The 13,212-nt window shown below is 60.3% G+C and carries 12 protein-coding genes and 1 pseudogene; 4 read left to right on the plus strand and 9 right to left on the minus strand.

The annotated features are described in order from the left end of the window. Positions 1 to 41 precede the first annotated feature (41 nt). On the plus strand, positions 42 to 221 hold the full coding sequence (locus KX729_RS34625; protein WP_376776084.1) for a PHB depolymerase family esterase: 180 nt from the start codon (positions 42 to 44) through the stop codon (positions 219 to 221). A gap of 10 nt (positions 222 to 231) precedes the next feature. Then, positions 232 to 984: an extracellular catalytic domain type 1 short-chain-length polyhydroxyalkanoate depolymerase gene (locus KX729_RS27205; protein ID WP_376776085.1), complete on the plus strand. Its 753-nt coding sequence runs from the start codon at positions 232 to 234 to the stop codon at positions 982 to 984. 163 nt (positions 985 to 1,147) lie between these two features. Here the strand turns inward: KX729_RS27205 and KX729_RS27210 are convergent, their stop codons facing one another. The 8 genes from KX729_RS27210 to KX729_RS27245 all read right to left on the minus strand — a co-directional run bounded on the left by KX729_RS27210 (position 1,148) and on the right by KX729_RS27245 (position 10,226). Further along, complete coding sequence (locus KX729_RS27210; RefSeq protein WP_219745635.1) at positions 1,148 to 2,329, minus strand: mandelate racemase/muconate lactonizing enzyme family protein; 1,182 nt, start codon at positions 2,327 to 2,329, stop codon at positions 1,148 to 1,150. Positions 2,330 to 2,338: 9 nt separating this feature from the next. Further along, complete coding sequence (locus tag KX729_RS27215; protein WP_219745636.1) at positions 2,339 to 3,250, minus strand: dihydrodipicolinate synthase family protein; 912 nt, start codon at positions 3,248 to 3,250, stop codon at positions 2,339 to 2,341. Next, the gene (locus KX729_RS27220; RefSeq protein ID WP_219745637.1) at positions 3,247 to 4,083 is read right to left on the minus strand and encodes a carbohydrate ABC transporter permease; all 837 of its coding nucleotides are present in this window, start codon (positions 4,081 to 4,083) and stop codon (positions 3,247 to 3,249) included. Before KX729_RS27220 ends, KX729_RS27215 begins: the two co-directional genes overlap by 4 nt. A 1-nt stretch (position 4,084) precedes the next feature. Next, entirely contained in the window at positions 4,085 to 5,017 is a 933-nt protein-coding gene (locus KX729_RS27225; RefSeq protein ID WP_219745638.1) for a carbohydrate ABC transporter permease, read from the minus strand. A gap of 211 nt (positions 5,018 to 5,228) precedes the next feature. Beyond that, entirely contained in the window at positions 5,229 to 6,500 is a 1,272-nt protein-coding gene (locus tag KX729_RS27230) for an ABC transporter substrate-binding protein (RefSeq protein ID WP_219745639.1), read from the minus strand. Between the two features lie 87 nt (positions 6,501 to 6,587). Then, on the minus strand, positions 6,588 to 7,394 hold the full coding sequence (locus KX729_RS27235) for an SDR family NAD(P)-dependent oxidoreductase (protein WP_219745640.1): 807 nt from the start codon (positions 7,392 to 7,394) through the stop codon (positions 6,588 to 6,590). Continuing rightward, entirely contained in the window at positions 7,391 to 8,485 is a 1,095-nt protein-coding gene (locus KX729_RS27240; RefSeq protein WP_219745641.1) for an ABC transporter ATP-binding protein, read from the minus strand. The genes KX729_RS27235 and KX729_RS27240 overlap by 4 nt, the downstream gene beginning before the upstream one ends. Positions 8,486 to 8,501: 16 nt before the next feature. After that, the gene (locus tag KX729_RS27245) at positions 8,502 to 10,226 is read right to left on the minus strand and encodes an SMP-30/gluconolactonase/LRE family protein (protein ID WP_219745642.1); all 1,725 of its coding nucleotides are present in this window, start codon (positions 10,224 to 10,226) and stop codon (positions 8,502 to 8,504) included. A 140-nt stretch (positions 10,227 to 10,366) separates the two neighbouring features. Between KX729_RS27245 and KX729_RS27250 the strand changes: the two genes are divergently transcribed. Continuing rightward, the gene (locus tag KX729_RS27250; protein ID WP_219745643.1) at positions 10,367 to 11,518 is read left to right on the plus strand and encodes a mandelate racemase/muconate lactonizing enzyme family protein; all 1,152 of its coding nucleotides are present in this window, start codon (positions 10,367 to 10,369) and stop codon (positions 11,516 to 11,518) included. Between the two features lie 30 nt (positions 11,519 to 11,548). After that, entirely contained in the window at positions 11,549 to 12,430 is an 882-nt protein-coding gene (locus KX729_RS27255; RefSeq protein WP_219745644.1) for a 2-dehydro-3-deoxygalactonokinase, read from the plus strand. Between the two features lie 233 nt (positions 12,431 to 12,663). Here the strand turns inward: KX729_RS27255 and KX729_RS27260 are convergent. Next, positions 12,664 to 12,852, minus strand: a pseudogene (locus KX729_RS27260) (ABC transporter ATP-binding protein); the annotation flags it as partial. Positions 12,853 to 13,212 lie beyond the last annotated feature (360 nt).

The following is a 13,212-nucleotide window of genomic DNA, read 5'->3' on the forward strand; positions in this document are numbered from 1 at the left end:
ATGTCCACGCGCCGAAACCCCTCGCAGAGCGGCCCGGTCTGCTGGTCGCGCTCCATGGCTGCACCCAGACAGCCGCAGCCTATGAACATGGTTCAGGTTGGTCGCGTCTTGCCGACGAGTATGGCTTTGTCGTCCTCTACCCTCAGCAGACCAGGTCAGAACAATGTCAATACATGATTCAGTTGGTTCGCGCCGGCCGATATCCGCCGCGACGTCGGTGAGGCACAATCGATCCGGCAGATGATTGACACGGTGGTCAAACGCTGCGGCATCAGCCCAACGCGCATTTTCGTTACGGGTCTGTCGGCGGGGGGCGTAATGGCCAATGTCATGCTGGCGACCTACCCCGAGATCTTCGCAGGTGGCGCCATCATCGCGGGGTTGCCTTACGGGATCGCAGACAGTGTGCCTGAAGCGTTCGACCGCATGCGCGATCATGGCATCCCGCCCGCGGCGCATCTTCAAGGCATCCTTCGCTCGACCATCAGGAACAAAGGCCCTTGGCCGACGATCACCGTCCTGCACGGTTCCCGCGACAATACGGTTGTTCCCGCTAATGGCGAGGCCGTCGCGGCGCAGTGGCACGGGGTACACGGAATCCATGCCGCCGCCTCGACCGTCGTAGTGATCGACGGCCATACGGTGACATCATGGAGGGACACGGAGGGCCGGGTCGCGGTTGAGCACATTTCCATCGCGGGCATGGCGCACGGTACGCCGCTTGATATCCACGACGGTTATGGTCGAAGCGGTCCCTACAGGCTCGACGCCAGGTTTTCCTCCACGGTCTATTTTGCTCGGGACTGGGGGCTGACGCCATCCTTCGAGAAGCGTCACGAGCCTTCGCGCACCCCAGCACATCAAACCTTGGATGCTTCGACGGCACCGAACAGCATCCGCGGATCTCCAATGAGGAGGGCGAGCTCCAGCGGATCGGCTTCGACAAGGACAATAACGCCTTTTACTCGAAAACAAGCCGGATAGTGGATTAACGCAGAGCTGATCGTTCCGCGCACGGCGGTCTAGAAAGGCGTGAGACGCTGGATGATTCCGATCGCAGAAGCTCTCAGGGCCAGATCACTTTCAGATCTTTGACGTGACAGGATAGGCTGGCTTGGCACCCGATCCTGTATGCGGATCAATGCTTCTACCGCCGGATGGCGAACTCGAAGACCTCTTCCTTCGGTTCAACACCAAGACCTGCGCCCGTCGGCACCAAATACGTCCCATTGCCCGTTGCCATGTCGCCCTTTGTGTAGGTGAGGTTCCGGTCGAAGATCGAATGCTGGTATTCATGATAGGGTAGGTTCTGTAGCGCCGAAGCAGTCTGCAGGCTCGCCGCCATAAAGATGCCGACGCTGATCGAGGCATGCGGCATGATGTTCATGTGGAAGGCTTGCGCCATCTGCCCGATGCGGATGAACTCGGTGACGCCAGTATGACCCATTTCGGGCTGCACGATGCTCATTGCCCGCGCCTCGAAACGTGGCCGGTATTCGTAGATGGTGCGCAGTTCCTCGCCGAGCGCCAGCGGCACGCCGATGCCGGCCGCCACCCGTGCCTGGCCTTCAAGATTTTCGGGCTGCACCGGCGCTTCCGCGAAATAGAGATTGTAGGGCTCCAGCCGGCGGATGATGCGGATCGCCTCGCTCGCCTCGAATTTCCAGTGCAGGTCGACCATCAGGTCGATATCCGGCCCGACAGCTTCACGCAGCGCCGCCATTTCCTTGACGATATCCTCTTCGGACACGACGGCCGCAAACTTGATGCCCTTATAGCCTTTGCCGACCCAATCGGCCGCCAGATCGCAGCGTTCCTTCAGCGTCGCCTTAGGCAGACCCGAGACATAGGCGCGGATCGTATCATGCCGCCGTCCGCCGAGCAGCGTCGAGATCGGCACGCCGAGGTTCTTGCCGGCCAGATCCCAAAGGGCGATATCGACGCCCGCCAGCGCATCGAGATAATAACCGCCGAAGAAACCGCGCACCCGCATCAAGTCGTAGAGATCCTCATGGATGACCGCCGCATCACCGGGATCGCGGCCGATAATGACCGGGCCGATCACGTCGTCGATGATTGCCTTGGTCGCCTCGGGCGCAACGATGCCGTAGCATTCGCCCCAGCCGACCTTGCCGCTCTCGCCCGTCACCTTGATCAACAGCGTCATATCGGTCGATGGATAGATGGTGCGGTTGCCCTTGCGGATTAGATAACCGCGCTCGTTGATCGCCTCACCTTCCTTGAGCGGTCCAAGATAAGGCACTTCGCGCGGAATTGAGATGATGAAGGTCTCGACCGAGACGATCGCATCGACAACGTTTTTCGGCATGTTTCCCGCTCAGTTCGGCTTGTGATTGGTGTAGGGAAGGTCGGCCTCGTCGAGCAGCAACGCCAGTTCCTTGCGGTCGCCCTCATCGAATTTCGGCCCCTTGCCGCGCACGAACGTGTGCTTGATGACACCTCGACGGCGCAGCACTTCCTTGGTCATGTGCATGCGGAAGATCGCCTGGAAATTCAGGAGCGGCAGCGAGACGTTGTAGAGTTTGCGCGTGGTGGCCGCATCGCCCTTCTGCCAGGCATGGATCATTTGTGCATGGATATCGGCAAGCTCGGCCGCCGGCATCGTGCCCGCCGCTCCGCGAGCCAGTTCGTCTGTGATGTAACGCCCGCCGGCACCGCCGAAGATCGCTTCGAGCGAGCCGTTGGCAGCCGCCTTGATGCGGGTGAGGTGCTGGCCGCAGGGGGCGGTCTCTTCCTTGATGTAGCGGATTTCCGGCACGGCATTGGCGACCGCCGCCACCTCTTCCGGCGTGAGGCCGGCACCGATCGGCTTCGGCTGGTTCTGCAACATGATGGGCACGCCGGCATTGGCCGCCACTTGCCTGAAGTAGGCGGTCTGGGCGGCGATGTCGTTACCAAGCGAAAGCGGCGCCATCACCATGGCAGCCCCTGCTCCTATTTCGGCCGCCTGCGCCACGTGCTTCGCCGCAGCCTCCGGGTCCGGATCGCTTGCGCCAATGATGATCGGGATGCGGCCGCGGATGCGCTCGGCGAGCAGTTCCACCTGCCGTTTGCGCTCTTCCGGCGTCAGCGTATCCACCTCGCTCGCAACCCCCGGATAAACGACGCCGTCCACCTGGCTCTCCAGTGCGAAGTCGATGACTGACAGGAAATCCGCCTCATCGATCGAACCGTCATCACGGAATGGCGTGGGAAGAACGGGAAAGGCTCCGGCTAGGGTTTTGGTCATTTGACTGCTCCGGCGGTGACGCCCTGAATGAAGTAACGTTGAAGGAACATGAAGGCGATCACGATGGGGGTGGATGCCACCAGCGATGCCGCCATGGCGCCGCCCCAATCGGAATTGACCTCGTTGAGATAGGTGAGAAGCAGGCCCGGCCCGATTGTGCGCTTATCCTCTGAGGTGATCAGCGTCATCGAATAGAGAAGATCGTTCCAGGACCACATGAAGGAATAGAGGAAGACGGTAACGATCGGCGGGATGGAGATCGGAATGACGATCGTGTGGAAGATGCGCAGGTCGCTCGCCCCATCCGCCCGCGCCGCATCGATCAACTCGTCCGGCACCTGGGAAAAATAGCTGTAGAGCATGTAGGTCGAGACAGGCAGCGCGAAGACGACATAGCTTAGGATCAGGCCCGGCCGCGTATCGAGTAGGTTCAGTTCACTCATCAGCGGATAGATCGAAATCAACAGCAGGCCGAACGGAAACATCTGCGCCGAGAGCATGAACAGCATCACCGGCTGGCGGCCGATATAGCGGTATTTCGCAAAGCTGAACCCGGCATAGAGCGCCAGTAGTGTGACAAGCGCCGCGCTGCAGGTCGAGGTGATCAGGCTGTTCATCAAATACATCGGCAGCTTGCCGGTAGTCAGCGCTCGGATGAAATGCTCGAGGCTCGGCATTGTCGGAATCGGCGTCGGCACGACCCTATAAAGCTCGCCATTCGCCTTCAGTGACGAGATTACCAGCCAATAGAGCGGGAAGAACAGGAAAAAGCCGATCACAAGAGTGGCGAGGCCGAAGACGATTTTCGCCTTCATCGAGGAAAGGTCAAACATCTCAGTTTCCCTTCACCAGCATGCGCAGATAGAAAAAGGCGGGTGGCAGCAGCGAGCAGACCCAGAGCACACCGACGGCAGACGCAAAGCCGATGTCCCATTGCTCGAAGGCACGGCGATAGACCTCCACGGAGAGAACCGTCGTCGCACGCACCGGACCGCCGCCAGTCAGCGCGTAAACCGTGTCGAACTGCTGCAGGTTGCCGATCACGCCTAGCACGACGACGATGATCAGCACGGGTCTGAGATGCGGCAGGATATGATCGCGCAGCACTGCCCAGTTGCCGGCGCCATCGACGCGCGCCGCATCAATCTGCTCCTTGTCGAGGCTTTGCAACCCGGCGAGGAAAAAGGACATGAAAAGCGGAATGGAGAGCCAGACCTTGGTCAGCACCACCGCCAGCATCGCGCCCTGCGGCGTCGAAAGCCAGGCTTGCGGAAAATCGATGACGCCAAGTTCCATCAGAAACGCATTCAGCACGCCATACCGGGAATTGAAGATCCAGCCCCAGATGAAGGCGCTCACCGTCGATGGAAGCACCCAGGGGAGCAGCGACAGCGACCGCAGCACGCCGCGCCCGGCAAACGGCTGGTTCATGATCAGCGCCCAGCCGAGACCGGCGACCAGCGTACCGGCCGTAGTGAGCGCGACGTAGATAGCGGTCGTCCAGAACGCCGCCCAAACATCGGCGTCGGTGGCAATCTTCGCGAAATTCTGGAGGCCGATATAACGCGGCTCCATCATCACGACCGTATATTCAAACAACGACAGGCCGAGTGCCGACAGGAACGGGTAGAGGATGACAGCGGCGAAGGCGAGTGCCGCGGGGAGCAGCATCAGCAACCCGATCCGGTTCTGGCCCGCCTTGAGGCCGCCGCGGTTCGCCTTTGGCGAAACCGGATAGGCGAGCGGGTTATTTTCGATCACGGCCATTCGGTATTTCCTGTGTGGTCTTTCATTCGACGGCTGGTTACGCGCGGCGAGGAGTGCCCCTCATCCGGCTACCGCCACCTTCTCCCCCGCATGCGGGGAGAAGGGAGCTGCCGCGCGGTTTGTCTTCATCACTGTCGTAGCGTAGGGCACGTCCCCTCTCCCCGGGCGCGGGGAGAGGGGTAGAGTGAGGGGCGAAACCTGAAGGCGGCGACTACTCCGACTTCTTCGCCTTCTCCATGCTGGTCGTCAGACGCGTCTGCATGGACTTGATCGCATCATCGGCCGACTTCTGGCCGAGCAGCGCACCCTGCACTTCTTCACCGATGATATTCGTCAGATCGGCAGCATTCGACCATATGCCGACTTCATTGCGGCGGGCGTCACCGGTCGCGGCCGACCAGTTCTTTAGATAGGCATCGTTTGCGACAGCAGATCGGGCTGACTTGGTCACAGGAAGCGCGCTCATCTTCAGCGTGTAGGTGGTCTGTACCGGATCGGACGTGATGTAGGTCAGGAACTTGTCTGCCGGATCGGTCGCCTTAGCCTTGCCGCCATTGGCGAACTGAACCAGAAGGTGGCCCCACTGAACGGAAACCGACTTGTCACCGGACTTCAGAACAGGCGTCGGCATGGGCAGAACATTGGCGTCGAAGGCTTCGCCCTTGCCGGAGAAGTCACGCAGGAAGGTGCGGGTCTGGGGCGCGTCGAGATAGAAGGCGGAAGCGCCCTGCGCCAGAAGACGGCGCGAATCCGGGCGGTCAATCTCCGGCGCGGCCAGGCGATCCTTCATCAGGCTCACCATGAAGCCCAGCGCATCGCGGCTTTCCTTGCTGTCGATGACGACTTTGCCGCTATCGTCGATGATGCGGCCGCCATGGACCCAGTTCCACACCATGAAGTCGATCAAGATGGAGCCATTGTTCTTGGTCGCCATCGTGTAGGGAACCGAATTCGGCACCTTGTCTCGCACCGCGACCATCACCTTCTTGAAGTCCTCGATCGTCTTCGGTGCGTCGGCGATGCCGGCTTTGGCCAGCACTTCCTTGTTGGCGACCATGCCGATCGAGCCGGAGATCAACGGAAGCGCAAGCTGCTTGCCGCCGATATTGCCCATGGCCAGCGCATCCGGCGCGAAAGCGGCCTCAAGCTTATCCTTGCCATAGACCGTGTTCAGATCGACGAGATTGTCCAAGGCCGCAAAAGTCGGCAGCCAGCGCTCGGAAAGCTGAGCGATATCCGGCAATGTCTTAGACCGGGCGCGCAGGAAAATGTTCTTCTGCATGTCGCCCCAGGCGAAGCCAAGAGGCTCGACCGTCAGTTTCTCAGCCTTATTGAAGTCGTCGAGCGTAGCCTGCACGGCGGCCTTGTTCGGCTCCTCGGCATAGGTGAAACTCATATAGCTGAGATCAGCCGCTTTCGCGGCGCCCGCACCAAGCACGAGGGCGGTGGCCGCCGCGCCGATCATGTTCTTCATTACGTTCATCCGATCCTCCCGATACGATGATAGTGGAACTTTGTTTCAATTCAAAAAAAGGCAGGCGGCGAGCGCCATTTCTCTTTTCCTCTCCCTTTAGACGACGCCTCCGTCAACGATGAACGTCTGCGCGGTAATAAGGCGGGCATCATCCGCCGCCAGAAACAGCGCCATGCGGGCGATGTCAGGTGGCAGCAAATGCTCTTTGAGGCACTGGACCTCGAGATATTCGGAAAATTTGCCCTGATAGATACGCTTGGCGCGCTCCACCTGGCGTTCGGTCAAGACCCAGCCGGGCGCGATCGAATTCACACGAATACTGCGTTCGCCGAGCTCGCGGGCGAGCGACTTCGTCATGCCCATTACCGCGGATTTAGCCGTCGTATAGAAGATCAGGCCGGCCGCGCCGCGCATCCATGAGATCGACCCCATGTTGATGATCGATCCGCCGCCGAGCTCCGCCATTTCAGGGACGACAGCCTGAACCGCGAAGAATTGGTGACGGAGATTGGTTTGGAACCGCTCGTCCCAGTATTCCGGCGTCACCTCTTCGAGAGGCTTGCGGTCGTCATTGCCCGCATTGTTGACGAGAACCTGGATCGGCCCAATCTCTGTCCTCAAAGCTTCGACACCAGCCTTCAACGCCTCGATATCGCGCAGGTCCGCAGCGCGGTAGAATGGCCTGTTCCCCGTCTTTCTGCTGATGAGTTCCGCGGTTTCATCGGCAACATTCGCGTTCAGTTCAAGGAAACCAACCTTGCAGCCCTGCGCGCAGAAATGCTCGACCAGGGATGCACCGATACCCGATCCGCCACCAGTGATCAGCACGGCCTTGTCCTTGAGGCTCGGATATCGCGCGACCTCGACATGCACCTTTTCAACCAGTTCCTGATGGATGGTCATGCGGCCTCCAGGGCGACGGGACGCGCGGATGCCAACGACAGGCCATCGGCGGAAAAGACATGAATCATCGCAGGGTCCACATGAACGCCGATCGGCTCGTTGCGCTTGACCGCCCGATCACCGGAGAGTCGAACCACGACCATCTCCTCGACGCCATCCAAGGCGACATAGGCATAGGTGTCGCTACCGAGATGTTCGGTGATCGTCACTGTGCCGGCGAGCGAGTCAGGGGCGCCCCGATTGACGAGCTCCACATGCTCGGGGCGGATGCCGATCTCGGTGGGGCTGGAAGTGAGATTGCGCGGCAGGCGCACTTCGCCACCGGGCACGGCGAACAGGCCGTCACTTTTCTTGGCACCGAGTTTCAGGAAATTCATCTTCGGTGAGCCGATAAAGCCCGCCACGAAGCGGTTGATCGGCTTGTTGTAGAGATCGAGCGGCGACCCGATCTGCTCGACCCGACCGGCACTCAGCACGACGATTTTGTCGGCCAGCGTCATCGCCTCGATCTGATCGTGGGTGACGTAGATCATCGTCGTGCCAAGCGTTTCCTTCATGCGGGCGATTTCGATGCGCATTTCGACGCGCAGTGCCGCATCGAGGTTGGAAAGCGGCTCGTCGAAAAGGAAAATGCGCGGTTCGCGGACAATCGCACGGCCGATCGCGACACGTTGGCGCTGGCCGCCCGAAAGCTGCCGCGGCTTGCGCTCCAGATACGCGTCGATCCGCAGCTTCTTGGCCGCCTTGGTCACGCGTGAGGTAATTTCCTCCTTCGGCGTGCCGGCAAGGCGAAGGGCATAGCCCATGTTTTCCGCCACCGTCATATGGGGGTAAAGCGCATAGGATTGGAAGACCATCGCAATGCCGCGCTTGGCGGGCGGTACGTCATTGACAAGCTCGCCATCTATTGCCATCCGGCCGGCAGTGATTTCATCGAGGCCGCAGATCAGGCGCAGCAATGTCGACTTTCCACAGCCGGATGGGCCGACGAAAGCGACGAACTCACCATCTTCCACGGTCAGGTCGATGCCCTTCAGCACTTCGGCGGAGCCGAAGGATTTGCGGATATCTATCAGTTCAAGCTTGGCCATATCTGTCTCTTGATTTTCAGCCCGCGAACATCTGCGCGGCCTGGCCCTTGATGCCGGTGTCGATCGAAAACACGCTGCCGGAGAGCGGCGCTTCGGAAAGCTGCGCCGCCGAAAGCCGGATGCGCGCCGAGGTGACGAACAGCGTCTGCATATTAGCTCCGCCGAAGACACAGCTTGTCGGCCGCGGCACGGGCAGATGCACGACGCGCTCCACCTTGCCTTCCGGGTCATAGCGGGTGACACACCAGCCATCCCAATGAGCGACCCAGAGGAAGCCTTCTGCATCGACGGTCATGCCATCCGGCTTGCCTTCGGCTTCCGGCACGGTGATGAAGGTGCGCCGGTTGCCGATCTCGCCGGTTTCGATATCGAAATCATAGGCATAGACGCTCTGGCGGTTGGTATCGGTGAAATACATGGTGCGATCGTCCGGGCTCCAGCCAAGGCCGTTCGAAACATGGAAGCCTCGATCCATCTCCTTGGACCGGCCATCCGTATCGATCCGCCAAAGCCGGCCCTGATCGGGAGAACTGTCGATCGCCAGGGTGCCGGCCCAAAGCCGCCCACGGCGGTCACATTTGCCATCGTTGAAACGGTTGCCGGGACGATCGGCCTCCGGTCGGGCAATCGTGGTGATCTCGCCGTTCGACAGATCGATGCCGCGGATCTCGCCATGCATGGCAGCGACAAAACCGCCGCGTGCGCGCGGCACGATGAAGCTGATCAGCTCCGGCACCTGCATGGCGGTGTAGGTGCCCTTCACCGGATCGCCGGTCAGTACGGCCGGCGCCAGGATATCGACGAAATAGAGCTTCTTGTGTTCGGGCGACCAGTGCGGCCCTTCACCCAGAAACATACTTGCCGGAATGACACAGCGCACATCGGCGCGATCGGGGCCGAGGGGGCGCGGCTTGACCGCAAGCGACATGGCGAATTCTCCATAATTGCCGGAGGTACGGCGGGCCGCCTCGATCACATCGCGACCGAGAGCATGCAGGCGGTCGACAGGCAGGCGGAACGAGGGGGCAATGACGCCGATCGCACCGATCGGCTCGCCGCGGTGGTTCAGGACGGGGGCGGCGACCGAGGAAATGCCAATATGCTGCTCGTCCACCGAGACCGCGTAACCGCGCGCCTTGGTGAGATCGAGCTGTCGGCTCAATTCGTCAGGATTAACAATCGTATTGGGTGTGAGGCGATCCAATTCCAAGCCATCGAGCAGCGCCCGGCGCTTCTCGAGAGACAGATGCGCCAGGATCGCCTTGCCAAGTCCGCTGGCATGTGGTGCGGCCCGCGAGCCGACACCGTTATTGAGCCGAAGCGGCTGCGGCACTTCCCGCTGATCGATGTAGAGAACGCTGTCACCATCGAGCACACCGAGCCGGATCGCCTCCCCCGTCAGATCGCGAAGGCGGGCGAGTTCGGGCTCCGCCGCGCCGCGCAGGTCGAAATTGTCCCAAACCTTGTGGGCCCACTGGAACACCCTGGGCGCGAGCCGGTAGACTTGATCCCGGGTGTCGAAATGCAGCAGCCGCTCGTCCACCAGCGCCTGTAAGAGGCGATGCAGCGTGCCCTTTGGCAACTGCGTCTGGTCGAGCAGCGCAGTGAAGCGCAGACCGCGGGCTTCTGCCGCGACCGCGTCGACGATCTGGATGCCGCGCGTCAGCGCCTGAACGCCCGGCACTCCGCCCGTATCGTTCACAGCATCCTTGTCGATTGCTTCCAATTGAACCTTGGCCATAACCTCTCCCAGGCGACGATTTTCATTGCCGCTCCCACAGCATGTCGCCTCGCTCTTGCCAAGTGAGTTATCTTGGAACTAAGTTCCATGTCAACAGTGAAACTGGAGAGGCCTTACGCCGAGGTCGATGGGAGGACATCTTGCGCATTACAAAAGTGGATCATTGGCTGATCCGTATGCCGTTTACCGAGGACATCCTATGGGGCTCCGGGCGCCGGATCGGCACCACGCGTCTCATATGCAGGATCGAGACGGATGCTGGAATCATTGGTTGGGGCGAGACGATTTCTCTAATTGCCAATGTACCGGCGGTGTTCGTGGATATCGTCGCACCGCTCGCGATCGGTTATCCGGTCGCGGATGCTGAGCGCTTTCACCGGCATGTACTAGGCGCCGGCTTTTATCATCATAAGCGTGCCGCCGTGATGGCAATCTGCGCCATGGAAATGGCCATGTGGGATGCGCTTGGCAAACAGGCCTGCCTGCCGCTTTCCGCGATGTGGGGTGGGCGCTGGCGAAAGGATGTCGAAGCCGCGGCGTATCTTTTCACCAATGATCCGAAGAGTTTGTCGGAACGGCTGAAGCGCTTCCTCGATATCGGCTATACGACTTTCAAGGTGAAGATCGGCTTCGATGAGAGAAGCGACATCGCCGTGGCCGAAACGTCTCGAAAGGTGATCGGCGACCATCCGCTGCGGCTCGACGTCAACGGCGCCTGGAACCCCGCGACCGCCAAGCGCCAGCTCGAAAAGCTGAAAGCCTTCGATCCGGCTTATGTGGAGCAACCGCTCGAACTCGACGATCTTTCCGGCCACGCCGCGCTTGTCGCCCATTCACCCGTGCCGATCGCGCTGGACGAGAGCGCCTATACGCTATCCGATGTTGGCAACATCGTCCGCGCCCAAGCGGCCGACGTGGTTTTGCTCGACCCGCATGAGGCTGGCGGCCTCTGGCAAACGATCAAGGCAGCAGCGATCTGCGAGGCGGTCGGCATTTCCGTCACGCTGCATTCCGGTGCCGAACTCGCGCTATCGCAATCCGCCTATATCCACCTTGCAGCATCGCTTCCCAACATGTCGATCGCCATCGACACCGAGCGCGCCTACCTTGGCGGCGACATCTCACCCAATGCACCGGTGCTGGTGGGTGGCCGTTTCCAGGTTCCGGAGGGACCGGGACTTGGAGTTGATATCGATGTTGAAAAACTTGAGAAATACCGCGTGTCCGGCATTGCAGGTGCCTATCTCGATACCGAGCGCAAGGACTGGTTTCCAGTAAAGCCCGCCTATTAAAGCGACATTGCCTTCCAGGACCATCAACACATGATTATCGCAATCGAATGGACTTCAATGGCCTTCCGCGCCCTTCTGCTGGACGGGGAGAAGGTACTTGGCGAGAGGAACAGCGACCGCGGCACCACCAAAGTCGCCAATGGCGCTTTCGAAGCCGCACTGCGCGAAGAACTCGGCGACTGGATGGACAAGGTCGAGAGGATCCTGTTTTCCGGCATGATCACCAGCCGTAACGGCTGGATCGAAAGCCCTTTCGCGGTCGTGCCCGCGGGCCCCGAGGACCTTGGAGCCCAAGCCGTCACCCATGAGGTCGACGGCTTGCCGCCGCTGGTCTTCGTACCCGGTATCGCCCAGACGAAACCGCTACCGGACGTGATGCGCGGGGAGGAAATGTCACTCTTCGGGCTTAAGCAGACGGACGGCCTTTTCGTGCTGCCCGGCCCGCATGCGAAATGGGTGACGATGGACAATGGCTGCATTACCGGTATCACCACGTACATGTCCGGCGAAATCCTCAATCTACTGAAGAAGGATTCGCTCGTCTCGCGGCTCATCCCTTCGGCATACAAGGAACGGCCGGACGCATTTCGTCGTGGTGTCGAGACCGCTTATCAGCAGGATGCCCTGCCGGGCCGGATTCTCGCTCGCATTTTTTCCGCTCGCAGCCTTGTTCTGTTCAATCAACTGCCACCGGACGATATCACCGACTACCTCGCCGGCCTGATGATCGGTGCGGAGATTGCCGAGGCTCTGGGCGACGATAAATCCCGTGACATCAACATCCTCGGTCACACGGCACTTGCCGAAAAATACAAACTGGCGCTCGACTTGGCCGGCGCCCGCATAACGCTCTCCTCACCGTCGATCGAAAAGGGCTTTGCCCGTGTTCAGCGAGCGCTCGCCAGCTCGTAACTTCGCTTTTTGTCGGTACGAACAGGGCGCCGAGCCCTTGGACACGGAATCGATTGCCCCTCAGGTGCAACTGAATTAGGTCCAACGGCCTTGGCAGACCTGAGTTATACACATCGCCAACTAGCCGCTTACGCGCCTGAATGGCTTTGATGCGATCGAAGCCACCGACGGTCGGCGAAATCCTGCCAGACTCCCTGGGCGCCCTTCGATATGCTTCGAAAAGAATGCAAACTCGACACGGCGGGCGCCGCCTTTGCGTTCTGCTTCACCATCAGGATCGTCACGCCCTGATCCCGCAGCCGCATCAGCGTACGGAGAACTTCCTGTACGAGGTTCGGCGAGAGCCCAACCGAGGGCTCGTCGATCAGGATCACTATCGGACCGAGCAACAGCGCCTGCGCCACTTCGAGCCGTTTCCGACGATCTGCCCAGGTATTGATGCAGACGTAGACAATCGCGGCGTCCCAAGCGGCAAGGCCGAGGCAGCAACTGGTATAGTCAAACCACTCTTTAAATTCGTCCATGACGGATTTTGGAACTGGACGTTGCGGAATAACTTCTTCCGACTCGCGCTCAATCATGTGGAGGCTCCTCTTAAACGAAGGCTCAAATCACATCACTCCAGGTTGGGAGCACCCGTTCCGCAAACTCAATTTAGGTTGCAGTTCGTTGATTGAACCGTCAGAAAAGCTTGAGGGTATGGCGTCGACGCTCAGGGCAGAAGGACAGGCCCCGCCTGTAGGGCCTGCCGCGGCATTTCAGTCTCAGATAGGCAAGGAGAC

The organism is Neorhizobium populisoli (genome assembly GCF_019430945.1).
Lineage (GTDB): Bacteria > Pseudomonadota > Alphaproteobacteria > Rhizobiales > Rhizobiaceae > Neorhizobium > Neorhizobium populisoli.